This window comes from Metabacillus rhizosphaerae (assembly GCF_037201795.1).
Taxonomy (GTDB): domain Bacteria; phylum Bacillota; class Bacilli; order Bacillales; family Bacillaceae; genus Metabacillus; species Metabacillus rhizosphaerae.
On sequence record NZ_CP147403.1, the window covers coordinates 1,630,203 to 1,655,703 of the forward strand.

Sequence of the window (25,501 nt, forward strand, 5' to 3'; positions counted from 1 at the left end):
TCTAAATGGATTGGAGTGAATGTAGATGGCAAAAAAGGCACCTGAAATAGGCGATTACAAATACGGGTTTGCTGATAAAGATGTTTCCATCTTCCGTTCAGAACGAGGGTTAACGAAAGAGATCGTGGAAGAAATCTCTCGTATGAAAAATGAACCACAGTGGATGTTAGATTTTCGTTTGAAATCGTTAGAACATTTTTATAGTATGCCAATGCCACAATGGGGTGGCGATATGGCTTCACTGAATTTTGATGAAATTACGTACTATGTTAAACCATCAGAAAAATCAGAGCGTTCATGGGATGAAGTTCCTGAAGAGATTAAAAGTACATTTGATAAGCTAGGTATTCCAGAGGCTGAACAAAAATATTTAGCTGGTGTATCTGCGCAATATGAATCAGAGGTTGTTTACCACAATATGAAAGAAGACCTTGAAGATCTTGGAATCGTCTTTAAGGATACAGATACTGCTTTAAAAGAAAATGAAGATATTTTCCGTGAGCATTTCGGTAAGGTAATTCCACCTACTGATAATAAATTCTCTGCTCTAAATTCTGCAGTATGGTCTGGTGGATCATTCATCTACGTACCAAAAGGTATTAAAGTTGATACACCATTACAAGCCTACTTCCGTATCAACTCTGAAAATATGGGTCAATTTGAGCGTACACTTATCATCGTAGACGAAGGCGCACATGTTCATTATGTTGAAGGTTGTACGGCTCCAGTTTACACAACAAATTCACTTCATAGTGCTGTTGTAGAAATTATTGTTAAAGATGGCGGATATTGCCGTTATACGACGATTCAAAACTGGGCAAACAATGTATTTAACCTTGTAACAAAGCGTGCTGTTTGTGAAGCGAACGCAACAATGGAATGGATCGATGGCAATATCGGATCTAAACTTACAATGAAATATCCTGCGGTTATCCTTAAAGGTGAGGGAGCTCGTGGAATGACTTTATCTATCGCGATTGCAGGTAAAGGTCAGCATCAAGATGCTGGTGCGAAAATGATTCACTTAGCACCAAATACTTCATCAACGATTGTTTCTAAATCCATCTCTAAACAAGGTGGTAAAGTAACATATCGTGGAATCGTACAATTCGGTCGCAAAGCAGATGGGGCAAGATCAAATATTGAATGTGATACACTCATTATGGATAATCAATCTACATCAGATACGATTCCTTATAATGAGATCATGAACGACAATATTTCTCTTGAGCATGAAGCGAAGGTTTCTAAAGTTTCTGAAGAACAATTATTCTATCTTATGAGTCGTGGTATCTCAGAAGAAGAAGCAACAGAAATGATTGTAATGGGCTTTATTGAGCCATTCACAAAAGAGCTTCCAATGGAATATGCAGTTGAGATGAACCGTCTAATCAAGTTCGAAATGGAAGGTTCTATCGGTTAATAAAATGGGGACTGACAGAATTGTCAGTCTCTTTTATCTTCAATTAATTAAGCTAACTTAAACACCTCATTAAGTAATTCCTCATAAAATATACGCATCTTTTTCAAACCCAGTTCGATGTTAATCACCGCATGTCATGGTATAGTAGATTTAGAAAAACTTAAAATTTTAACATGTTCCAAAGGATGATTTGATTGACGACAGTTCAAATTGGTCTAACGGGGTGGGGAGATCACGATTCACTCTATCCTTCAAAAACGAATCCTACAAATAAATTACAAGAATATGCTGCACATTTTCCTACAGTTGAAATTGATGCTAGTTTTTACGCCATTCAACCAGAACGAAATATTGCGAAATGGTTAAGCGATACTCCCGATACTTTTCAATTTATACCAAAGGCTTACCAGGGAATGACTGGACATCTTCGTGGAGAAAACCTCTTTGAAACGAAACAAGCTATGTTTAAAGCATACATAAAATCAATAGAACCACTAAAAAGGGCTAATAAGCTTGCAATGGTTTTATTTCAATTTCCTCCATGGTTTCAATGCAATACAGAAAATGTTTTGTATTTAAAATGGTGTAGAGAACAAATGAGTGATTATGACGTAGCACTTGAATTTCGCAATCGATCATGGTTCTCGCACGTCTATTATGAAAAAACGCTACAGTTTATGAAATCTGAAAAATGGATACATAGTATTGTCGATGAACCACAAGCAGGGGAGAGGTCAATCCCAACTGTTCTTCATCCTACTGATTCTAGTAAAACGCTTATTCGTTTACATGGAAGAAATGTACATGGTTGGAATAAGCCAGCTTCTGGTGACGATTGGAGAGATGTCCGATATTTGTATCGGTATAATCAGGATGAGTTACTAGATTGGAAAGATCATTTAAGTTCACTTCAAAACCAATCAAAGACGATTTATATGCTCTTTAATAATAATTCAGGCGGAGATGCGGCAGAAAATGCAAAAATGATGATAAATCTATTAGACATCACCTATACTGGATTGGCAGAAAAACAATTAAGCTTATTCAATCTTGAAGAGGAGCAGTAAGAAATATGGAGTGGATAATCTTAGTGGTTGTAGGTTTTGTTGCAGGAACAATCGGAAGTCTAGTTGGTTTAGGTGGAGGAATTATCGTTGTTCCGATGCTACTAACTTTAGGATCCTATTTACCTGCATTTGAAAGTGTGTCACCACAGGTAGCAGTTGGTACATCATTATTAGTTGTGATCTTTACTGGACTTTCATCCACACTAACGTATATGAAATATAAAAAAGTTGATTATAAGAGTGGACTTATCTTTTTTATCGGAAGTGGACCAGGTGGAATTGTAGGTGCATACGCAAATAAGTTTTTTAATACGACTTCTTTCTCAATATGGTTTGGTTTATTTATGATCTTCGTTTCAATTATTTTAATTGTTAAGGATAAACTTCCTCAATGGAAACAACAACCTGGTATAAAGGTGAATCGTTCGTATATTGGTGAGGATGGTAATGAAATCTCTTATTCCTTTCAGCCAGTACTAGGCGTTTTAATAGCATTTGTTGTTGGATTCATTTCAGGATTATTTGGGATTGGCGGTGGTGCTCTAATGGTGCCGGCGATGATCTTGTTGTTCATGTTCCCACCGCACATTGCAGTTGCAACATCAATGTTTATAATATTTCTTTCAGCTTCTACTAGCTCAGTTACTCATATTGCATTAGGAAACATAAACTGGCTATACACAGCAGCACTAATTCCAGGTGCATGGTTTGGAGGCAGATTTGGAGCTGTTCTTAATACGAAATTAAAAGACAAGACAATTGTTAATTTATTAAGAATCGTGTTAATCATTGCTGGCTTAAAATTAATATTTGAGGGTTTCACTGGAAAATAAAATTTAAGCAGTAAGTGATAAAAGAGTACACGGGTAGCATCAGTTACACCTTACGAATAAGGGGAGAGGAACATGCTAGAGAAAATTCACCTTTACCATACAAATGATTTACATAGTCATTTTGAAAATTGGCCAGCTATCGTCCAATTTTTAAAAAATAAAAAGAAATTACATGAACAAAATAAAGAGCAAATGCTTCTTCTAGATATAGGTGATCATGCAGACCGTTTTCATCCAATAACAGAAGCAACACAAGGCAAGGCAAACGTGACTTTATTAAATATGCTTCAATATGATGCAGTGACAATAGGTAATAATGAAGGGATTACTTTTTCTCATGACGACTTAAATTCGTTATATGATGAAGCGAACTTTTCAATCATCATATCAAATTTATATACAGAGCTCGGGGAACGACCTCCTTGGGTTGTCCCTTATAAAATGGTGACATTAAATAATGGGGTAAAGTTGGCAATTTTAGGAGTTACGGTATTTTATGAAAAATTTTATGAGTTACTTGGTTGGAAAATAAAAGACCCCTTCCAGAGCTTATTAGAAACAATAAATCAGGTAAAGGAACAAGCAGATATCATTATTCTTCTCTCCCATCTTGGTATTAGTGATGATGAAATCATTGCAAGGGAATTTCCTGATATTGATATTATTATTGGCGGTCATACACATCATGTATTACCAAATGGTGAAAAGATTAATCATACGTTAGTTGCTGGTGCTGGAAAGTATGGACAATATGTCGGTCATATCTCACTTACGATCAATAACAAACAGAAAATGTTGGTAGATCGTAAAGCTTCTATTTATCCTATGGATGAACAAAAGGAAGTCTGTCAAGAAACAGAGGAATGGCTACAACTTAAATTAGCAGACAGTGAATCTAAGCTATCTGAAGTAGTTGGACTCCTTCAGGATGAGTTAACACTAGATTGGTTTAATGAATCGTCCTTTCCATTATTCTTAGTCCGTGCAATACGCGAGTGGTGTGACGGAGAGGTTGGGATGGTTAACTCAGGAATGTTATTAGAGCCTTTAAGCAAAGGACCTGTCACGAAAAAGGATCTCCATCGAATATGTCCACATCCTATTAATCCATGTAAGGTCGATTTAAAAGGTGATGTTTTAAAAGAGGTGATTGTCCAAGCAAGAGAAGAAAGAATGGAACACCTAAAATTAAAAGGTTTAGGTTTTAGAGGGAAAGTAATGGGGAGAATGGTATTCGACGGGATTGAGGTAATATCTGAGGTACTTTCAGATGGTAAACATCATGTTACAGATGTGTTAGTCCATGGTAAGCCTATTGATCCTCACAGGGTTTATTCTGTTGCTACAGTTGATATGTTTTCCCTTGGACCATTGTATCCTGAAATAAGTCACGCGGAGAAAAAAATCTTTTATATGCCAGAACTATTAAGGGACCTTTTAGCTTGGAAGTTAGGTGAAAATACACCATCTTAAATAGGCGAACAATCTACACGTATCCTTTACTTGCTCATAAAGATATAGTAAGAAGGGAGTGTAGATAGTGATGGTTACCATGACTCCAATTGTCATTGAAGGAATACAATTTACAGCAATCACAGTTGCTTTACCTAAAACGAACTTTATGGCAGTCACCAACGACAAAGGGTATATTATGTGTGGTGCTTTAGATGTCGCTTTATTAAACGAAAAGTTAAAAGATAGAGGTATTATTGCAGGTAGAGCAGTCGGTGTTAGAACAATTGACCAATTACTTGAGGCGCCATTAGAATCTGTCACATATGAGGCTGAGAAGCTTGGGATTGTTGTTGGCACAAAAGGAAAAGATGCCTTACTGAAGATGGCATGAATCTTAGAATGTAAAAATGATAAAAAATGATGCTTACATCCCTCTTTACATGCATAAACATAGCTTGTAAAGGAGGGATTTTTTTGGCTAAGTTCCGCGGTCGTCGTCCGCGTAGAGGGCCTTTGCCTTTTCGCTATGTGTTATTACTAACTTTGGTTATTTTTATAATTTTAACAGCAACAAGTTTTTGGATAGTTAATGTTCAGATTGAGTCAACAATGATGAAAATCGCAAGGTTAGAGGCAAATAAAGTAGCAACAACAATTATTCATGACGCAGTTGAAGAGGAGATCCTTACTAAAGAGGAACAACAGGATTTAGTGATTATTGATAAGGATAATGAGGGGAACATCAATTCCTTTAGCTTTAATCAAAGAGCAGTAACTGCAGCCAAAAAAAGGGTAACTGACAATGTAACTAAGAAGCTTGGTGAGATTGAAAGAAATAATTTCCATGATATAACCCCTGAACAAGCAAGAGATACTGGGATTATTTATGAGATACCATTAGGTAAAATAACAGATAATGCAATTTTAAGTACACTTGGTCCCGGTATTCCAATAGAATATTATTTAATAGGTGATGTTTTTACAGATATTAAAAGTACGACAGAGGAATATGGGATTAATAATGCAAAACATGAAATCGTAATTTATGTTGAAGTGAGTGTACAGGTTGTTATTCCATTTGCTACAGAGGTGGTAAAAGCAGAAAATACAATTCCAGTTATTATCCAGACTGAACAAGGAGACGTTCCACAATATTATAATGGAAGTGGCAGTGAAGATGCTGATCACTCAATAGAATTACCAAAAAAACCATAGTTGCTACTTAGTCTATACTTTGTTAAACTATAAAATGTTGAAAATCAAATATTGACCTAACCACCTTATCTCAAGATGAGGTAGAGGAGCGAAAAACATTAGTACAATATGTGAGAATGACACCAATGACCATATTGGAAAGGGCTTTTCGCCGAAGTAAATGAATAAGTCATGATTCATTTGTTGGTATTACTTTGAACAAGGGTAATACTGTCATTATAGAGTTTTCTATAATGGAGGGCTACTGATCGGGATGGAGGATAACATAACATTATTCCTAGAAAGAGTAATGATAGTTATTTTCTATCATTGCTCTTTTTGTGTGCATTTTTTTTACAAAATACACAGAAAGGACGTTGAAAATTAGTTATTTACTAATAGTTAATTTTATCCTTGCATCGTCAATAGAACCTTCCAAACTATTAATAATCTAGGGAGGCTTAACACAACATGTCAGGCACTATTTATTCAATTATTCCTCCTCTTTTAGCCATCTTAATGGTTATATTAACGAGAAGAGTATTACTTTCCCTCGGAGTAGGAATTCTTTCAGCAGCATTATTAATCACAAATTTCTCAATCGTTAAGACTGGAGTTACTATTTTTGAAGCGGTTAAGGCTATTTTCATTTCAGATGGTGAGCTTAATACTTGGAATGTGTACATCTTATTTTTCTTACTTATTTTAGGTGTCGTCACAGCTCTAATTTCTATTTCAGGTGGAAGCAGAGCCTTTGGTGAATGGGCAGAAAAGCGTGTGAAAACACGTGCTGGTGCTCAATTTACCGCAGCATTATTAGGGATGTTAATCTTTATCGATGATTATTTTAATGCTCTTGCGGTTGGTCAAGTGAGTCGTCCGATTACTGATCGCCAAAAGGTTTCTCGTGCAAAGCTAGCATATATCATTGATTCCACCTCTGCACCAGTATGCGTTATTTCACCAATCTCAAGTTGGGGAGCTTATATTATTGCCATGCTTGCTACAATTTTTGCGACACATGGTGTCACTGAATTTACTCCTTTAGGTGCGTTCATGACAATGATTCCAATGAATTATTACGTTTTTGCTGCATTGGTTCTCGTCTTTGCTGTTGCCTATTTTAATATAAATTTAGGAAGCATGAAGGTACATGAAGAGCGTGCGATTCAAACTGGACAAGTTGTTGATCCAGCTAAAGAATCTCTAGGTGATGTAAAAGAGGATCTACCAACAAGTGACAAAGGTACGATCGGGAATCTTGTATGGCCAATTCTTGCTTTAATTGTGGGTACAGTTGCATCTATGCTTATTACCGGCTACACAACGATTGAAGACAAAACAGGCGCAACGATCTTTACTATTTTTGAAAACACAGATGTATCTGCTTCGCTTTTATATGGGGGACTATTTGGTCTAGCTGTAACAATTTTATTATTTTTTATTAGGGGCATTAAGGCCAGCTATTTTCCGATAGCTGTAAAAGAAGGCATAAAATCAATGCTACCTGCTATTTATATTCTTATGTTTGCTTGGGTAATTGTAGATTTAATTGGTCAATTAGAAACAGGGGAATACTTAGCTAGTTTAGTCGAGAAATCGAATATGAATGTCGCTTACCTGCCGGTTATTCTTTTCCTTTTAGGTGGATTTATGGCATTTGCTACTGGTACATCTTGGGGTACATTTGGCATCATGCTACCAATTGCAGCCGAAATCACAGCTGCAACAGATATTAATATGTTATTACCAGCAATGGCTGCTGTACTTGCAGGATCAGTGTTAGGGGATCATTGCTCACCAATTTCTGATACCACAATTCTTTCATCAACAGGAGCAGGAAGTCATCATATTGACCATGTCATGACACAGCTGCCATATGCTTTAATTGGTGGTGGTTTTGCCACAATTGGCTACCTTGTTTTAGGTGTAACAGGGAATGGTATAGCAGGTTTGGCTGTTGTGATTCTGTTGTTAATCGGTTTTATTTTCTTTTTTTCCAAAAGAACGAAAACTGCATAAACAAATGAAAAGGGTATAGGCTCAAGCCTATATCTCTTTTTTTCTAAAAAATTCCAATATATATACTATTAAATAATAGTTTTGTATGCTGAGGGAAGATATATTAATATTACTATTTAATATGGAATTTCAAAAAGTGAAAAATATTATTCAGTTAGTCCTAATAAGTAGTTGCTTTAATAAGGTAATAAACAAAAGAAAAAGTTAAAATTGATACTAAAAATATTATTTAAATATGATATATCCATATTTTGTTTATAAGAATTGGAAGGTTCTGAAAATATTATATTAAAATGATTTTTTTGAAAATTTTTTATAGACATAGGAATAAAGTCCATTTATACTATGTATAGATTATAGTAAATAATCAGAAAATTATATAATTTCAAATTGTTTCCACATTAAAGGTGCTATTTGAAAAGGGGGAAATATAGATGGAAAATCGTCCACAGTGGGGGACAAGGGCAGGCTTTATTCTAGCAGCCGTTGGTTCTGCAGTTGGTTTAGGTAATATTTGGCGTTTCCCAGCAACAGCCTATGAAAATGGAGGAGGAGCGTTCTTCCTACCATATTTATTTGCTTTATTAACTGCTGGTATCCCATTACTAGTTATGGAGTTTACATTAGGACATAAATATCGCAGTTCTGCTCCGTTGACATTTGCAAAAATAAGCAAAGGGAAAGAATGGCTTGGTTGGTGGCAATTAGCTATATCATTTGTTATTTCTTGTTATTACCCTGTTATCATAGCTTGGGCATCATCCTATTCTATTTTTTCATTCAATCAAAACTGGGGTAGTGATACAGAAGGATTCCTTTTTGGTGAATATTTAAAATTAGCTGAAACTCCTGGTGATTTCGGTGGATTAGTACCAGGCGTATTAATTCCATTAATTCTTGTTTGGGTAGTTACTTTGGGTGTACTATTTGCGGGAGTTAAAAGAGGAATTGAAGCTGTAAATAAAGTTTTCATTCCAGTATTAGTGATTATGTTTACAATCATTGTTATTCGTGCACTTACACTTGATGGTGCAGCACAAGGCTTAGAGGCATTCTTTAAACCTGATTGGAGTAAAATCCTAGACGGTAAAGTTTGGGTTGCAGCTTACGGTCAAATTTTCTTCAGTTTATCAATTGCATTTGCGATTATGATTACTTATTCAAGTTATCTACCGAAAAAATCTGATATTACAAATAATGCATTTATCACAGGTTTCGGTAACTCAGCATTTGAAGTTCTTGCAGGGATCGGAGTATTTAGTGCCTTAGGATTCATGGCAGCACAACAAGGTGTGCCTGTAGCAGAAGTAGTTTCTTCTGGCGTTGGCTTAGCATTTGTTGTATTCCCGCAGATTATTAATGAATTTCCAGCTTTTAACGGTTTATTTGGATTTTTATTCTTCGGTTCATTAATATTAGCTGGTTTAACATCATTAATATCAATTATTGAAACATATGTTGCTGGTATTCAGGAGAAATTTAACATTTCTCGTACAAAAGCTGTTGCAATCGGTGGCGGTTTAGCAGCTATTGCTTCATTATTATTTGCAACTAGAGGCGGACTATACTTCCTTGATTCAGTTGATTACTTTATCAACACATTCGGTGTAACATTAGCTGGCTTAATTGAAGTGTTAGCTATTGCTTGGTTTGCTAAGGAATTGAAAAACATTCAAAAACATGCAAATGATTTATCTGATATTCAAATTGGAACTTGGTGGAGAATTTGTTTAAGTGTTATTACACCAATCGTTTTAGGTTATATGATGTTCGATAATTTAAGAACAAATTTAACAAGTGAATACGGTGAGTATCCACGTGAATTCTTATTCAATTGGGGATGGACAGTTGCATTAGGTGCAATCTTTGTAGGTGTACTATTCTCAATCGGGCGTAAAAAGAAGGAAGAATCATTAGCTTCGTCAAATAAGGAGGTTTCTCGATAATGAGTGCATCTGCTATTACAATGATGGTAATCGGTATTGTGGTTGTTTGGGGAGGCTTAGCTGCAAGTATTACAAATGCAGTCGTAAAGGCAAAGCAAAGTAAATAATTGCAAATAATGAGGCTGGGACATAACTAGCTTCAGATATGAGAAAGGTGAATTTGAGGGTACTCAAATTCACCTTTCTCTATTTTTGTGTATAAATTCCTCTATTACCTTAGTTTCTGGCAGTGAATTTTCTTAAATTCACTGCCATTAACGCAAGGCCCATTTCGTTTTCTACCCTCGATTTTCCTCGGACAGAAAATCGAGTGAAACGCAAATTAGCCTTCAAGAATCCAAAAACTGGTTCCACATCGATTTTGCGTTTTCGATAGATGGCACTCGTTTCCTCTTCTGAAAGCTTCACTCTTACATATTCTTTTTGCTGTTCCCATTTTTCATTCACCATTAGTTTTCGATTATTGCCTTCTTTTGCTTTTGTACATGATGAACGGAAGGGGCATCCCGAACAGTCTTCGCACTCGTAGATTTTGAAATTCCGTTGGAAACCTGTACGGTCATTACGGACAGAATGATATTGAAATTCAAGACGTTTCTGATTAGGGCATGTATATGTATCTGTTTCTTCATCATACTGCCAGTTGTCGGGATTAAATTTGTTTTGTTTGTACTTTTTCTTTTGTTCCTTCAAATACATGTTATAGGTAATAAGTGCTTCTCGTTTTCTGTTCGAAAGGATATCATTAAAGTTTTGTTCACTACCATAACCTGCATCTGCGACAAGATGTTTCGGTAACTCGAAATAATGCTGCTCGATCTCATCTAGAAATGGAATTAACGTACGCGTATCTGTTGGGTTAGAAAATAAACTATAGGCAAGCGAGTATTGACCTTCCGTTGCGATTTGTACATTGTAACCAGCTTTCAATTGTCCATTTTGCATATGATCATCTTTCATTCGCATAAATGTTGCATCCGGATCTGTTTTAGAATAGCTATTCCGCGTGCCAAAGATTTCAAAGTCTTGTTGGTATTTCTGTTTTCGTAAGACAAAATCAATCAACTGTTTACGGACTTGTTTCGGGTATTTGCGTTCATTTCTTAAGGCTTTTCGTTCTGTCACGTCTGATGATACTTCAATTTGTTTATCATACGCGGTTACGACATTGTCCACTTTTTGAACCAATTGAGTGAGCTCTTCTAATGATAACTGCTCATCGCTTTCACGCTCAATTTCAGGTATGATTTCGTTCTCAAGTAGCTCATTGTATAGCTGGTTTGACTTTTCAATTAAACTTTGATGATATTTCTCAATTGATTTCTTCCAGACAAACGTAAATTTATTCGCATTCGCTTCAATCTTTGTACCATCAATAAAAATCGCTTCTTGATCGATAAGTTTTTCTTCGATTAATCGGCAACGGAATTGGACGAAACATTGGCGAATTATTTCTTTCACTTCAGGTTGCACACGGAATCGGTTGATTGTACGGTAGCTTGGTTCATACCCTTGAGCTAACCACATCATACGGATACTATCATTTAATAAAGCTTCAATTTTGCGCCCTGAAAAGACAGATTGTGTGTAGGCACATAAGATAATTTTAAGCATCATGCGTGGATGATAGGCAGGACAACCCTCATTTCGAAGAAATGGTTCGAACGCTTCATGAGGGATACTTTCAACTAAATGATGGACATGGAAGGCGATATCATTATTTTGTAATTTTACTTCTAAATCTAAAGGCAAAACTAATTGATTCATGGTATAATTTTTAAACATAAGGACCCTTCTTTCGGATGAAATTTTGTGTGGTAACTTTATTTTATCAGAAGTGGTCCTTATTTTTTATTCAAAAAATAATCAAAGCCGGTGAAATTTTACTCGTCGTAAAATTTCACCGGCTTTTTCATCTAAGAGGTGGGTTTTGTCCCAGCCTCATTATTTTTTTGGTGAAAATTATCTCTTATTTCTCTCAGCACGCTCCCATGCTTTTAAATGTGGATAAGGGTCAAATGACCACTCGGTTCTCCCATTATCCTTATAAAGACCGTAATGTAGGTGTGGAGGGAATTTCCCTGCAGTACCTGGAGGTCCGTAGCCTGAGCTTCCGACTGAACCGATTAGTTGTCCTGGTTCAACAATCTGTCCAGTTTGAAGACCGTCAGCGAAACCATTTAAATGAGCGAAATAGTGATACGTATTATCAATATCTCTAATCCCAACTCTCCAGCCGCCATATCGGTTCCAGCCCTTCATTTCAATAACGCCAAAACATGTAGCCCGCACAGGAACCCCGTAATTAGCAAATATGTCTGTTCCTTCATGAATACGTCGCCCCCCCCAACCTCGAGCATCACCCCAAGTGTTATTGTAGCTATAATTATGGTTAAGAGGGACAGGAAATGCGTGTTTATCTAAATCTAATCGGCCATACTTTTTATACAATTTCATATGACCTAAAATAAGTCCTACTGCCTTATCACGTTGATAATAATCCCATAAGCCAATTTTTAGGTTTTCAATATCCGTCCCATATGATTGTAGAAAATGTGCAAATGAATAAAGGATATCTTCGTCATTTTTAGGATCAGCACGTTTATCGCCATTACCGTCTTCACCAATTCCTTCAAACAACCCGATAGTTATAGGGTTTTGATCTTCTTTGTTAGGATTAAGAGGACCACTCCAAACCTCTGGCTTGAAATATATCTCAATTAATCCCTCGGCTTTGGGGATATCATTGCGGGAATGGCGAACATTTCTCTCATATTGATCAATGGACGCTAATACATACCAAGGTATATTTGTTACAGTTTCTGTCTTTTTATATAAGCTCATTAGCTTTTGGTATTCTTGATTTTGATCAGTTTCAGCACCAAAAGCTAAAGATTGAGCTGAAAAACTAATCACCATAAAGATAATAATGGAACATAGAACTTTGCGCACAGTAATGAGCTCCTTTCAGCCATTTCATGTATTCCGCATTATCTGGCAGTTTTACCTGTTCTATTCCGCTTACTGTCTTAAAAGGGATAGACCTGCCAAAAGGGAAGTTTCTCTTAATAGTTTGGTTTTCAATTGGTTTTTCATTAATAGAAAATGTTAGAAATTGCAAAAGGCCCTTTCCCTTGTCCGCTCGGGTGTCATATGTTAAAGTGGATACGGATATAAAAAACTTAATGAGAAAACGTAAAAATTATATTTAGATTACATAACTGGAGATGAATCTGATGGCGAAAAAGGAAGAATATTTACGTAAGCCAGAATGGTTAAAAATAAAATTAAATACAAATGAAAATTATACTGATTTAAAGAAACTTATGAGAGAAAAAAATCTTCATACCGTTTGTGAGGAAGCAAAATGTCCAAACATACATGAATGTTGGGCAGTTCGTAGAACAGCAACATTTATGATCCTAGGTGATACTTGCACCCGTGCATGCCGTTTCTGTGCTGTTAAAACAGGGCTTCCAACAGAACTTGATTTAGCAGAACCAGAACGTGTTGCAGACTCTGTTGCGTTAATGAATCTAAAGCACGCAGTTGTTACCGCAGTTGCTCGTGATGATTTAAAGGATGGTGGTGCAAAAGTATTTGCTGAAACTGTCCGTGCCATTCGCCGTAAAAGCCCATTTACTTCCATTGAGGTTCTACCTTCAGATATGGGTGGGGTTTATGAAAACCTTAAAACCTTAATGGACGCAAAGCCTGATATTTTAAATCATAATATAGAAACTGTTCGTGAGCTTACTCCAAGAGTACGTGCACGTGCTAAATATGACAGATCATTAGAGTTCCTAAAACGTGCAAAAGAAATGCAACCAGACATTCCTACCAAATCTAGCTTAATGATTGGATTAGGCGAGACGAAGGAACAGATCATTGAGACAATGGATGATTTAAGAGCAAATAATGTTGACATTATGACAATTGGTCAATATCTACAGCCAACCAAAAAACACTTAAAGGTACAAAAATATTATCATCCAGACGAATTTGCAGAACTACGTGAAATTGCTATAAGTAAGGGCTTCAGCCATTGCGAAGCAGGTCCTCTTGTACGTTCATCTTACCATGCAGACGAGCAAGTTAATGCTGCTGCAAAGCAAAAACAAGCACAAGCATAAACAGTATTCAGACTACATTTTACAAAAAAAGGAAGAGGTATTCACTCTTCCTTTTTTGTAGTTATTCTTTTGTCTTCTTATTAAATCTTGTCTTTTCATAGTTATCCTTCATATCATCATCTAGTTCTTCATTCATTTCACCGTAGCCTTCTCCATTTTCATTTTCACCCTTATTTAAGGCACGCCCTTGCGGTGATTTTAACATTTCTTTTATTGTCTTGTTTATAATTTGGTCAATATCGCGACTATTGGAATCCAAAGGACTAAATGCTTCAATTTGTTGAATCATATTCACTTCATCTGATACATAGACGTGGTAATACCTTGGGACTGCAGATGAAGCGGTTTTCTTAACTTGGTCCGCTGTTTCAAAGCGATTATCAGAATCTGTCTCATAGGCAACCAATACTTCTTCATCGGTGACTAGTGTCGCAACATCTTCTACATTTGGTAACTGGACAATTAAGCTGCTAATCGTGTTTGCAGCTTGCTCTCTATCTAAGCCTGGAGTTCGGTTAAACTTTACATCCTGTGCAATGCCACTTTTTTGATGACGTACATATCCAAAGTTGGCTGATTTGCTATTATTTAAATTTGTATGACCTTCCTCATTGTAAAGGTCGGTTCGATCCTGTACATTTATTGTATTACCACTTTCATGTAAAAATTGAGCATCCTCTTCAGCGCCATACTGACAAGCAGTTAATAGAGATAAACCAACAACACTAATCGCTAATTTCGTTTTTATCACTATTAGCACCTCCTCAACATTAGGATGACCAAAGATAATAGAAACTTTCTTAGTAATTGATGGTTGGGTATGATTAGATTATGATAAGAATAAGGAATATGATGAGGTGAATTATAATGATTTGTGTTCAGAACCAATGTTTTGAATTAGTAAAAGAAGAAAAAAGTGGTTTTAATGAAGATGCATTTAAAGAAAGATACAGTGATATCTTAAATAAATATGACTTTATTGTTGGGGATTGGGGATATAATCAGCTAAGGTTGCGTGGCTTCTTTGATGATCAAAACCAAAAGGCATCCTATGACACCAAGATAAGCACACTGGATGAATATATTTTTGAGTATTGCAATTTTGGTTGTGCTTATTTTGTATTGAAAAAGTTAAAAAAATAAAACGTGGCTAAGCCACGTTTTCCTTGAGGGGAAATGACAAATTAAACAAGTTGATATAAAAAGTCACGTAATTCCTCAGCATCCTCTTCACCTAGCTTATAGGCAAATTCTAAATATCCTGGTTCTTTTAGATCATCCTCGCCAATTATTGCGAATCGATTACTTTGGATATCGAGAACAATCTGTTTGCCATAGTATCGATCACTTTGAATAATTGCTAGGTCAAATCGTTGATTTTCTCCCATAAAACTCACAAATCTCGTTTTCGTATCTACTGTATCATCGTATAAAAAAAAGCGTTCAGACATGAGTATCTCTCCTTTTAAGTTGATCATTTCGTTTTGGCACATAAAACATACATTGAGAGATTCTTCAGACTTACTTCCAAGAATCATGTACAACTTTCAATTAAAAGATAAGTACATCATAACAAATTGAATGTATTTTTTTAAATAAAAATAAAAATAAAAGGAAACCAGAGTTCAAAATAAATTTTCCATGAAATTAGTCGAAATTTCCATAATTGTGTTAAAATATGATTACGTAAACGGTGTCTACCAGAAGGGTTGAGTATTCATGAACAGTGGCTTTTGGAATATGCAATTCAGAAGAATTAAAAAGTGGAATAAACTTTTTTTACCACATCACAAATTACGTTATTACCCACCAAAATTTGTACTCAGAGACCCTGTATTAGAAGGAGTCTATCGTGCACTGTCAAATGGTCAGCAGGTCGCGGTAGTCGTTATCTCTACCTCAAATCTTCGAGAGTTATCCCAACAACTTGAACTTAATCAACTAAACGAGTATAAAGAGGAACTTAGAATAGGGTTTAAACATATTTTTGAGGACTCAATTTATAGTAATGATTTACTTGTTGTTCATGATTATTATAGCGATGGATTGACAATTTTTCTTAAAATAAATGACGAAAAACAAAATGTCATGCAGATTGAGAATATGTTAAGGACATTAACCCCAAAGTTAGAAAAATGGATTTATACAAAATACCCGTATTTTAATCATACATTTGATATTGGATATATGTTTATAGAGAGGCTGCATTACACGACACAGGATGCTCTTTATACAGCACAACAACAAGCAGTGGCAATGGCAGAAAAGCGGATCCAATCTCGGTATATCGAAACATTAATCGAGATGCGGGATATCATTCAAAAGCGTGAAATTACATTATTAGCACAACCAATTATAGATTTGTCTACAAATAAAATTAAAGCGTGGGAAGTTTTAACAAGGGGACCAAAAGGAACTGTACTTGAGAACCCCCTGCAATTATTTTCCCTGGCAAGACAATCAAACTTAAACTACGATTTAGAGTTATTAGTGTTAGAAAAAGCATTCAAGTTGATTAACCGAGTTCGCTGTTTAGATGATGTTTTTATTAATTTCACGCCACTTACATTAGGGAACAAACGTTTTATCCCTGCACTTAATAAGCTTTTAACGAACTATCCAGAGATTAAACCTAATAAAATTATTTTTGAAGTAACAGAGCGGGATTCGATAGAGGGGTTAACGTTTTTTCATGATAACATTAAACAATTGCGACAAAAAGGATTTCGGATTGCTCTAGATGATACAGGTGCTGGTTATTCAAGTCTTCATACTATAAGTGAACTACTACCAGATATTATCAAAATTGATCGGTCTGTCATACAAGACATTGATACAAACAAAGTAAAGGAATCCATGCTAAAAGGATTAATTTTGATTGCGAAAGAAACAGGTTCACTCGTAGTTGCAGAGGGAATAGAAAAAAAAGAAGAAGCAGACGTTCTAGTAAGAAATCGAGTCGACCTAGCGCAAGGATACTTTTATGCAAAACCTGGGACGTTAGAGAAAGAACGAGTTGCGTTCTTATAACTTATTGAATCTTAACGGTCAGTCGAATCCGATATGCCAGTTAAGAATAGGATAATGGATGGTGAAAACAAATGTATTTTGTTGATCGAGAACAAATTGAAGCCAAATTAAATTTTCTAGAAAATCAATTAGATCTTTTTATAAGTCAAGCAGATGAATGGACTAGCGCTATTGAGAAAGCGGCTCTTGAAAGAATCTGTCATATGAGCATTGAAACTATTCTTGATGTTGGGAATGCTATAATCGATGGCTTTATTATGAGAGATCCAGGAAGTTATGAAGATATTATTGATATCCTACTGGATGAAAAGGTAATAAACAATGATGAAGCAGTTGGTCTTAAAGAAGTAATTCACCTTAGAAAAGTGTTAGTACAAGATTATTTAGATGTTGACCATGAAAAGTTAGTACTTACGTTTGTAACTAATGAGAATAATCTAAATGGGTTTCCAACCAATGTACGGAATTACATAAAAAACGAACTCGGACCAGTCACAGCTTTTAAACCAGTCTAAATAATTGAAATATTGCATGAAAAAGAACATGCACAAAAGGGTGACTCTAAAATAGTCATCCTCTTTCAGATTGGAAATAACAGGAAAGAAGTGATTCAAGTGAAGCAGTATAAAGGGTATTTAATTGATTTAGACGGTACGATGTATAGAGGAACAGAACAAATTGAGGCAGCAAGCGAGTTTGTTGCTTATTTAGTAAAAAATCAAATCCCTTACTTATTCGTTACAAATAATTCCTCACAAACACCGGAACAAGTAGCGAAGAAGCTAACACAATTTAATATTCATGCAACAAAAGAACATGTTTTTACTACTAGCCAAGCTACTGCTAACTTTATATGGGAGAAAAAGCGGGGAGCTAGCATATATGCTATTGGTGAAGTAGGGCTAAAACAAGCATTGGAGAATAGAGGCTTAATGCTTGTAGATCAAGACCCTGATTTTGTTGTAACCGGGATTGACCGAGAAATCACGTATGAAAAGCTGGCAATGGCCTGTATTGCAGTAAGAAACGGTGCTACATTTGTTTCTACAAATGCAGATATTGCACTTCCTACTGAGCGAGGTCTCTTACCTGGGAATGGTGCGCTTACGTCTGTTGTTTCAGTCTCAACAAATACTCAGCCAATTTTTATTGGGAAACCAGAAGCAATCATCGTTGAACAGGCATTACAAGTGTTAGGAATAGATAAAAGTGACACATTAATGGTCGGAGATAATTATGATACTGATATAAAGGCTGGTATCAATTGTGGTTTAGATACGTTGCTTGTGCATACAGGTGTGACATCTAAAATCCAGTTAAAGGACTATTCAATCCAGCCGACATATACAGTGGATTCATTAACAGATTATGTGCGGGGAATTCAAAATTAAAAATAAAGCAATTGGTGGTAAGTGCACCAATTGCTTTTGTTCTCGTTTGAAAAACTATAAAATTCTTGTACTGAGGATAACACTTTGACATCCAGCTCCAGCGCCTAGCCCCTCTTGGGTCTACAGCCACTAATGAATTGAAGAAGGTAAAAAACACCTTCTATTCATTAGCGTCTTATGCTTGTCGGGGCTGTTCAAGGCGCCCTGAGCTTTTGTTCTTATTCAACATCACGAGCTCGGTGTGCTAGTCTGCTTGAGGCAGCTGCTGCAATCGCTCCTACGATATCGTCTAAAAATGTATGGCATTTTCCTGATGATTTATCATTTAAGTATTGCAGAATACCAGGTTTAAGCTTGTCAATGTATCCATAATTTGTGAAGCCGATTGAACCATAGATGTTGACAATTGAAAATGCTAGAATTTCATCTACTCCATATAAGCTTTCATCAGTCTCAATGATATTCTGTAATGGCTCCTCCAATTGGCCTTTTTCAGCTAACACATCAAATTGGATACCTGTAAGAACAGCATTTTGGACCTCTCTTTTCGTAAGAACGCGGTCAACATTTTCTAAGCATTCTTTCATTGTTAAATCAGGGTGATACTTTTCCTGTAAAAAGTATACTAAATCAGCAATATCTTCAAGTTTTACTCCGCGTTTAACCATCCATTCCCTTGCTGTTTTTTCAACGAGATCCATCTTTTCTTCACTTTTCATTTAACCATCACCCAATTCTTTATGTTTTGAGCATTTATTTAGTTTATGACGCATATATACCAAATATTCCAGTAATAAGTCTGACACTCATACAATTCTTTAACTAGAGGGGGAAAAATCAATACTCTGTTAACAGTCTAAACAAATTTAATAAGAATAAACGACTATCCTTATATTCTTCTACAAAACATCTGTACTCCCTGCTTTAATTGATCATAAACTTAAGAAAAATGGATTACGATAGAATAAGGATATTTGTGCAGGAGGGATTAAGATGAAGAAAACAATTTTCGAAGAGTATGGAATAAAAGTTCAAGAGATGACAAAGCTGGGCAACTATGACTCTTTTTATCTGCACCAAACCCATTTCCTACTAATACCTGTCTCACATATAGATGAAGAAGAACTATACGAGTTATATCAATTAAGTCAATTTATGTTAGAAAAAAGGGAGCCTTATATTTCAAGCTTTGTTTTAACGAAAAAAAACCATATGTTTTTTGAGAAGGATGAAGCAAAATATGCAATAATCAAATGTTCATCCTATACACAAGGGAGGTTTAATCAAATTGGTAGAGAATTAGCTCGTTTTCATCAAAAGGCGAGATCTTATCCCTATCAAGTGTCAAAAACACAGCGAATTGGTCAATGGAAATTTCTTTGGGAAAAGCGCTTAGATCAATTAGAGTCATTTTGGATGGGGAGGGTGCATAATCAACCGCTAAATCAGTTTGAAAAAATGTTTGTAGAGTCTTTTCCCTATTATTTAGGATTAGCAGAAAACGCAATTCAATATTTAGTAGATACAGAACTAGATGAAGAGCCACAACCGATTGACTCAGGAACTATTTGTCACCATCGTTTCAACTCTACAACATGGAATCCAACAATGTGTGTTAAATTACCAACTGAATGGGTTTTTGATCATGGTAGTAGGGACATTGCAGAATATATGAGACATCTTTTCTTTGAAAATCATGAGGAATTAAAAATAAATGGTTTCAGTTTTTTAGAAGATTATGATCGTACAACACCACTTTCAGCATTCTCATGGAGACTTATTTATAGTAGATTATTATTCCCTATTCATTATTTTGAGTGTGTAGAAAATTATTATTTGTCACAAGAAGAAGATAAACCATTTTTTGAAGGGGAAATGAATGAAATATTGAAAAATTCAAGTCAGTATGAATCATTCTTGCGAGGGTATTCGAGTATGTTGTCTATTAAAACAAAAAGAATTGTTGTACCAACTGTTGAATGGATGTCATCGTAAGGAGCAAAAGCATATATGGAAATTAAGGTGGCTGATTCAATTTCTTTGAAATTCGGGTCAGTCATTCTATTTATATTAATAAAAAGTACATTTAGTAGGGCTTGTGGTAAAATAAGGGTACCAACTATAACTTTCTGAGGTGATCATATTGACTACAAGACCTTATATTTTTGTGACAAGAAAATGTTCAGAACAACAGCTTCAACCACTTTATGAAATAGCAGATGTAGAAATGTGGCCAGAAGAGGAAACACCTTGTCCAAGAGATTTATTACTTGAGAAAGCAAAAAAAGCTGATGCACTATTAACAATGCTCTCAGATTCAATTGATAAACAATTATTAGATGTAGCTGGGCAGTTAAAAGTCGTAGCAAATCTAGCAGTTGGATATGATAACATTGATGTTCATTATGCGAATGATTCAGGAATTGTTGTCTGTAATACTCCAGATGTATTAACAGATACTACTGCGGATCTAACATTTGGTTTAATTCTTGCAACAGCACGCCGATTACTAGAAGCAGCAGATTATGTGAAAGAGAATCAATGGAAAAGCTGGGGACCATTACTTTTAGCCGGGGTTGATGTCCACCATAAGACAATTGGTATTGTTGGCATGGGGAAAATTGGACAAGCAGTTGCAAAACGAGCAACAGGCTTTGACATGAAGATTCTCTATCATAACCGAACAAGAAATGAGGAGGCAGAGACTAAGCTTGGTGCCATCTATTCTACGTTTGATGAATTGATATCAAATGCTGACTTTGTCGTTTGTTTAGCACCTTTAACCGATGAAACACGTGAGCTTTTTAACAAGGATGCATTTATAAAAATGAAAAACTCTAGTATTTTTGTCAATGCAAGCCGAGGTGCCGTTGTGAATGAAGTTGACCTTTATGAAGCACTAATCAATAATCAAATTGCTGGTGCTGGTCTTGATGTATTTTTGCAAGAGCCGATCGAATCGAGCCATCCATTAGTAGGATTACATAATGTTGTTGCATTACCACATATCGGAAGCGCAAGCCTTGAAACAAGATATACGATGATGAATTTATGTGCAGATAATATTGCATCTGTCCTAAAAGGAAATTCGCCAAAAACAGAGGTCATCGTAAAATAAGTATAAATAATATATTGAAAAACTTTATACATAACAAAATTGAGTTTGAATTTTAAAAAATGCAAAAAAAATAAAACCCTTATACAGCAACAAAGGTAGCGTTTTCATTATAAAAACTGAAAATTCGCCCTTGTAAAACAGTTCTATGCATTTTATAATGACAAGTATATTAATGGTGTCTTTTATGAGGGTACAGTTGTACTCTCTGGATGAACATGAAAAGGAGTGGAACTTGTGGAAGCAATACATGTTGGACTTTTAGGTCTTGGAACGGTTGGAAGTGGTGTTGTTAAGATTATCGAAGATCACCAAGATAAATTAATGCACCAAGTTGGTTGTCCAGTTAAAGTTAAAAAGGTATTAGTAAAAAATATGGATAAAGAACGACAAGTCCACATTGAAAAAGAGGTCTTTACCACAAATGTAGATGATGTAATAAAAAACCCTGATATAGATGTTGTTATTGAAGTAATGGGCGGAGTAGAAGAAACTCGTCAACATTTAATTGAAGCGCTAAAAGCAAAAAAACATGTTGTTACAGCGAATAAAGATTTAATGGCAGTGTACGGAACAGAACTACTTTCGATTGCTACAGAGAATGGCTGTGACCTTTTCTATGAGGCTAGTGTAGCAGGCGGAATCCCAATTTTACGTAGCCTAGTAGATGGCTTAGCTTCAGATCGAATTACAAAAATGATGGGAATTGTTAATGGAACAACGAACTTTATTTTAACAAAAATGACGAAGCTCGGAAGTGCATATGACGAAGTTTTAAAGGAAGCTCAAGATCTTGGGTATGCGGAAGCTGATCCGACATCAGATGTAGAAGGCTTGGATGCAGCTAGAAAAATGGCCATTCTTGCTCGCTTAGGCTTTTCAATGCATGTTGACTTAGAAGATGTAAAAGTAAAAGGAATCTCAAGTGTTACTGATGATGATATTGGTTATAGCAAGCGTCTGGGCTACACAATGAAGTTAATTGGAATAGCACAAAGAGAAAATGGGAAAATAGAAGTTGCTGTTGAACCAACCTTACTACCTGAATCTCATCCATTAGCTGCTGTAAATGACGAATATAACGCAGTGTATGTTTATGGTGAAGCAGTTGGTGAAACGATGTTCTACGGTCCTGGAGCGGGAAGTCTTCCTACTGCAACATCAGTTGTATCTGATTTAGTAGGCGTTATGAAAAACATGAGACTTGATGTTAATGGAAGAAGTGCAGTTGCTCCTCAATTTGAAAAGCAGTTAAAAAGCCCAGAGCATATTTACGCACAGCATTTCTTAAGAATTACAGCGAAGGATCAAGTAGGTGCATTCTCAAATATCACATCCCTTTTCTCTGAAAGAGGAGTTAGTTTTGAGAAAATCCTTCAGCTCCCAATTAAAAATAGCAATCTAGCAGAAATTGTGATTGTTACACATAAAGCAGCTCAAAGCGATTTTGAAGAAATTTTACAACATTTAAATGACTTAGAAGTAGTAGAAGAAGTAAAAAGTACGTATCGAGTAGAAGGGAACGGTTCAATATGATGTGGAAAGGTCTTATCCAAGAATTTGCAGAGTTTTTACCAGTAACAGATAAAACACCTAAATTAACTCTTCAAGAGGGGAATACACCTCTTATCCATTTACCAAAGCTTTCTGAAAAGCTTGGAGTTGAATTATATGTGAAAACAGAAGGTACAAATCCAACTGGTTCATTTAAAGATCGTGGAATGGTAATGGCAGTGGCAAAAGCTAAAGAAGAAGGTAGTGACACAGTTATTTGTGCGTCAACTGGTAACACCTCTGCAGCGGCTGCTGCTTATGCTGCAAGAGCAAACATGAAATGTATCGTTTTAATTCCAGACGGGAAAATCGCATTTGGAAAGCTTGCACAAGCGGTTATGTATGGAGCAGAAATTTATGCGATCCAAGGAAATTTCGATCATGCACTAACAATGGTTCGAAACATAAGTGAGAAATTACCGATTACTTTAGTTAACTCGGTAAATCCATATCGAATTGAAGGCCAAAAAACTGCTGCATTTGAGGTGTGTGAACAACTCGGCAGCGCACCAGATTATCTTGCAATTCCTGTAGGAAATGCAGGTAACATCACAGCTTACTGGAAAGGCTTTAAAGAGTATAATGAAAAGAAACAAACAGGTTTACCGAAAATTCATGGCTTCCAAGCTGAAGGTGCAGCTGCTATCGTTCGTGGTGAACCAATTGAAAATCCTGAGACAGTTGCTACAGCTATTCGTATCGGAAACCCAGCAAGCTGGGAAACAGCTGTAAAAGCGAAGGAAGAGTCAAATGGTAAAATTGATTCTGTTACTGATGAAGAAATCCTAGAAGCTTATCAATTAATCGCACGTGAGGAAGGTGTATTTGCTGAACCTGGCTCTTGCGCATCAATAGCTGGCTTGATCAAGCATCGTAAATTGGGTCTTATTAAAGAAGGTAGCAAGGTTGTTGCTGTTTTAACTGGTAATGGTTTAAAAGATCCAAATACTGCGATCGATATTTCAGAAATCAAACCAATTGTTCTTCCTAATGACGAGGAAGTCTTCTTACAGCAATTAAATGGAGTTACTGTTCAATGAAAGAAGGCGACATGTTAAAAATTACGGTACCGGGTAGCACGGCCAATTTAGGACCGGGATTTGATTCTATTGGGCTTGCGCTCGGTAAATATTTAACACTTGAAGTGACAAAAGCAGATCAACTTCTTTTTATCCCAATGACTGAGCATGTTAAGGAACTACCTACAAATGAGGATAACTTAATTGCTAAGGTAGCTAATAAGACAGCTTCTAAACATAATAAAAAATTGCCAGCTTGTGAAGTAAAGGTATGGAGCGATATCCCGATGGCAAGGGGGATTGGCAGCAGTGCCTCAGCTATTATTGCTGGAATTGAGCTTGCAAATCAGCTTTGTAACCTTCAATTAACAAATGATGAGAAATTAAGAATAGCAAGCCTTGAAGAGGGTCATCCAGATAATGTTGGTGCTTCCCTTTTTGGTGGGTTAGTTGTCGGTCTTCATCAAGAGGATCAAACAGAATTAGTTTGTGTAAAGAATATAAATGTAGACACAGTTGTTGTTGTACCTAAATATGAAGTATTTACAAGTGATGCTAGAAACGTCTTACCAGAAGCACTTGACTACAAAGCAGCAGTAGAAGCAAGTGCAATTAGTAATATGTTAGTCGCTGGAATCCTTACGAACAATTGGAAGCTAGTAGGTCAAATGATGAACAAAGATCTTTTTCATCAGCCGTATAGAAGTAGTTTAATCCCAGAAATTGCTGCGGTTCAAGAAAAGATACGTGATCTAGGTGCTTACGGTTCAGCCCTTAGCGGTGCAGGTCCTACGGTTATTTGTTTCGTTGAAAAAGGAAAAGGTGACTATTTAGCTGAAAAATTGGCAAGTGAGTTTTCAAACTGTGATGTTGAGCGTCTTGACATTGACTTTGAAGGCTGTAGAGTAGAGCAGGTTAAAGAGGTGAAAAGTGTATAATAAAGATTGTGAAAAAACTGGTTGAAACATCAGCCAGTTTTTCTAATAAAAGAAAAGGACTAACCACTTGGCTAGTCCTTTCCTTTATTAAAATACCTGTTCTACTTCTATAACACCTGGTACTTCCTCTAATAAAGCACGTTCAATACCAGCCTTTAATGTGATAGTTGAACTAGGGCAGCTTCCACAAGCACCTAATAGGCGAAGCTTTACAATGCCGTCTTCTACATCTACTAATTCACAATCTCCTCCATCACGAAGTAAGAATGGACGCAATTTATCTAATACTTCTTGAACTTGTTCAATCATTACTGTTTCAGTCATACAAATCGACTCCTTTCCTTATTTTATATTATATTTGAAATGTCGTGAAAAATCTAA

General features: G+C 36.0%; 25 protein-coding genes and 1 riboswitch. Of the genes, 19 read left to right on the plus strand and 6 right to left on the minus strand.

Annotated features, from left to right (window positions below; genetic code table 11):
* Positions 1–25: 25 nt before the first annotated feature.
* The 9 genes from sufB (at position 26) to WCV66_RS07830 (ending at position 10,047) form a co-directional block, all read left to right on the plus strand.
* Positions 26–1,423 (plus strand): Fe-S cluster assembly protein SufB, encoded by a 1,398-nt coding sequence (gene sufB / locus WCV66_RS07790; protein WP_066329949.1) that lies wholly within the window; start codon positions 26–28, stop codon positions 1,421–1,423.
* A 194-nt stretch (positions 1,424–1,617) separates the two neighbouring features.
* The gene (locus WCV66_RS07795) at positions 1,618–2,490 is read left to right on the plus strand and encodes a DUF72 domain-containing protein (protein WP_338788543.1); all 873 of its coding nucleotides are present in this window, start codon (positions 1,618–1,620) and stop codon (positions 2,488–2,490) included.
* A gap of 5 nt (positions 2,491–2,495) precedes the next feature.
* The gene (locus WCV66_RS07800; RefSeq protein ID WP_338788545.1) at positions 2,496–3,323 is read left to right on the plus strand and encodes a sulfite exporter TauE/SafE family protein; all 828 of its coding nucleotides are present in this window, start codon (positions 2,496–2,498) and stop codon (positions 3,321–3,323) included.
* A 72-nt stretch (positions 3,324–3,395) separates the two neighbouring features.
* Complete coding sequence (locus WCV66_RS07805) at positions 3,396–4,796, plus strand: bifunctional UDP-sugar hydrolase/5'-nucleotidase (RefSeq protein WP_338788546.1); 1,401 nt, start codon at positions 3,396–3,398, stop codon at positions 4,794–4,796.
* Between the two features lie 70 nt (positions 4,797–4,866).
* Positions 4,867–5,169, plus strand: a complete 303-nt coding sequence (locus WCV66_RS07810; RefSeq protein ID WP_066329985.1) for a YunC family protein — start codon at positions 4,867–4,869, stop codon at positions 5,167–5,169.
* An 83-nt stretch (positions 5,170–5,252) separates the two neighbouring features.
* Positions 5,253–5,993 carry a sporulation protein YunB gene (gene yunB / locus WCV66_RS07815; RefSeq protein ID WP_066329958.1) on the plus strand — a complete coding sequence of 247 codons (741 nt, stop codon included), beginning with the start codon at positions 5,253–5,255 and terminating at the stop codon, positions 5,991–5,993.
* A gap of 73 nt (positions 5,994–6,066) precedes the next feature.
* Positions 6,067–6,245, plus strand: a riboswitch (Lysine riboswitch).
* A 198-nt stretch (positions 6,246–6,443) separates the two neighbouring features.
* The gene (locus tag WCV66_RS07820; RefSeq protein ID WP_338788547.1) at positions 6,444–7,994 is read left to right on the plus strand and encodes a Na+/H+ antiporter NhaC family protein; all 1,551 of its coding nucleotides are present in this window, start codon (positions 6,444–6,446) and stop codon (positions 7,992–7,994) included.
* 434 nt (positions 7,995–8,428) lie between these two features.
* The gene (locus WCV66_RS07825; protein WP_338788548.1) at positions 8,429–9,940 is read left to right on the plus strand and encodes a sodium-dependent transporter; all 1,512 of its coding nucleotides are present in this window, start codon (positions 8,429–8,431) and stop codon (positions 9,938–9,940) included.
* Positions 9,940–10,047 (plus strand): methionine/alanine import family NSS transporter small subunit, encoded by a 108-nt coding sequence (locus WCV66_RS07830; protein ID WP_083964563.1) that lies wholly within the window; start codon positions 9,940–9,942, stop codon positions 10,045–10,047. Before WCV66_RS07825 ends, WCV66_RS07830 begins: the two co-directional genes overlap by 1 nt.
* A 109-nt stretch (positions 10,048–10,156) precedes the next feature.
* Here WCV66_RS07830 and WCV66_RS07835 read toward each other — a convergent pair whose 3' ends face one another.
* Both WCV66_RS07835 and WCV66_RS07840 read right to left on the minus strand, forming a co-directional pair.
* A complete protein-coding gene (locus WCV66_RS07835) occupies positions 10,157–11,725 on the minus strand; it encodes an IS1182 family transposase (RefSeq protein WP_338787830.1) in 1,569 nt (522 codons plus the stop codon).
* Between the two features lie 177 nt (positions 11,726–11,902).
* On the minus strand, positions 11,903–12,859 hold the full coding sequence (locus WCV66_RS07840; protein WP_066330374.1) for a M23 family metallopeptidase: 957 nt from the start codon (positions 12,857–12,859) through the stop codon (positions 11,903–11,905).
* Positions 12,860–13,176: 317 nt separating this feature from the next.
* On the opposite strand from WCV66_RS07840, the gene lipA reads away from it, so the two are divergent.
* On the plus strand, positions 13,177–14,073 hold the full coding sequence (gene lipA, locus WCV66_RS07845) for a lipoyl synthase (protein ID WP_066330363.1): 897 nt from the start codon (positions 13,177–13,179) through the stop codon (positions 14,071–14,073).
* A gap of 61 nt (positions 14,074–14,134) precedes the next feature.
* Here lipA and WCV66_RS07850 read toward each other — a convergent pair whose 3' ends face one another.
* A complete protein-coding gene (locus WCV66_RS07850; RefSeq protein WP_338788550.1) occupies positions 14,135–14,824 on the minus strand; it encodes a YhcN/YlaJ family sporulation lipoprotein in 690 nt (229 codons plus the stop codon).
* 116 nt (positions 14,825–14,940) lie between these two features.
* Between WCV66_RS07850 and WCV66_RS07855 the strand changes: the two genes are divergently transcribed.
* Positions 14,941–15,216: a YutD family protein gene (locus WCV66_RS07855; RefSeq protein ID WP_066330361.1), complete on the plus strand. Its 276-nt coding sequence runs from the start codon at positions 14,941–14,943 to the stop codon at positions 15,214–15,216.
* 41 nt (positions 15,217–15,257) lie between these two features.
* On the opposite strand, the gene WCV66_RS07860 is transcribed toward WCV66_RS07855, so the two are convergent.
* Positions 15,258–15,524, minus strand: a complete 267-nt coding sequence (locus tag WCV66_RS07860) for a DUF3055 domain-containing protein (RefSeq protein WP_066330360.1) — start codon at positions 15,522–15,524, stop codon at positions 15,258–15,260.
* A gap of 268 nt (positions 15,525–15,792) precedes the next feature.
* Here WCV66_RS07860 and WCV66_RS07865 point away from each other — a divergent pair, with 268 nt between their 5' ends.
* The 3 genes from WCV66_RS07865 to WCV66_RS07875 all read left to right on the plus strand — a co-directional run bounded on the left by WCV66_RS07865 (position 15,793) and on the right by WCV66_RS07875 (position 18,494).
* Positions 15,793–17,103, plus strand: coding sequence for an EAL domain-containing protein (locus WCV66_RS07865; RefSeq protein WP_338788551.1), 1,311 nt, complete (start codon positions 15,793–15,795; stop codon positions 17,101–17,103).
* 71 nt (positions 17,104–17,174) lie between these two features.
* Positions 17,175–17,618: a DUF86 domain-containing protein gene (locus tag WCV66_RS07870; RefSeq protein WP_066330358.1), complete on the plus strand. Its 444-nt coding sequence runs from the start codon at positions 17,175–17,177 to the stop codon at positions 17,616–17,618.
* 99 nt (positions 17,619–17,717) lie between these two features.
* Positions 17,718–18,494, plus strand: a complete 777-nt coding sequence (locus WCV66_RS07875) for a TIGR01457 family HAD-type hydrolase (RefSeq protein ID WP_338788552.1) — start codon at positions 17,718–17,720, stop codon at positions 18,492–18,494.
* Positions 18,495–18,712: 218 nt separating this feature from the next.
* Here the strand turns inward: WCV66_RS07875 and WCV66_RS07880 are convergent, their stop codons facing one another.
* Positions 18,713–19,213 (minus strand): phosphatidylglycerophosphatase A, encoded by a 501-nt coding sequence (locus WCV66_RS07880; protein ID WP_066330356.1) that lies wholly within the window; start codon positions 19,211–19,213, stop codon positions 18,713–18,715.
* Between the two features lie 274 nt (positions 19,214–19,487).
* Between WCV66_RS07880 and yutH the strand changes: the two genes are divergently transcribed.
* From yutH to thrB, 5 genes are all read left to right on the plus strand, one after another.
* Positions 19,488–20,489: a spore coat putative kinase YutH gene (gene yutH / locus WCV66_RS07885; RefSeq protein WP_338788553.1), complete on the plus strand. Its 1,002-nt coding sequence runs from the start codon at positions 19,488–19,490 to the stop codon at positions 20,487–20,489.
* Between the two features lie 148 nt (positions 20,490–20,637).
* Positions 20,638–21,612: a D-glycerate dehydrogenase gene (locus tag WCV66_RS07890; RefSeq protein WP_338788555.1), complete on the plus strand. Its 975-nt coding sequence runs from the start codon at positions 20,638–20,640 to the stop codon at positions 21,610–21,612.
* A 234-nt stretch (positions 21,613–21,846) separates the two neighbouring features.
* A complete protein-coding gene (locus WCV66_RS07895; protein ID WP_066330353.1) occupies positions 21,847–23,145 on the plus strand; it encodes a homoserine dehydrogenase in 1,299 nt (432 codons plus the stop codon).
* Positions 23,145–24,203, plus strand: a complete 1,059-nt coding sequence (gene thrC / locus WCV66_RS07900; protein WP_066330373.1) for a threonine synthase — start codon at positions 23,145–23,147, stop codon at positions 24,201–24,203. Before WCV66_RS07895 ends, thrC begins: the two co-directional genes overlap by 1 nt.
* Entirely contained in the window at positions 24,200–25,120 is a 921-nt protein-coding gene (gene thrB / locus WCV66_RS07905; protein ID WP_338788556.1) for a homoserine kinase, read from the plus strand. Before thrC ends, thrB begins: the two co-directional genes overlap by 4 nt.
* 87 nt (positions 25,121–25,207) lie before the next feature.
* On the opposite strand, the gene WCV66_RS07910 is transcribed toward thrB, so the two are convergent.
* Positions 25,208–25,444 (minus strand): NifU family protein, encoded by a 237-nt coding sequence (locus WCV66_RS07910; RefSeq protein ID WP_066330351.1) that lies wholly within the window; start codon positions 25,442–25,444, stop codon positions 25,208–25,210.
* Positions 25,445–25,501: the final 57 nt, after the last annotated feature.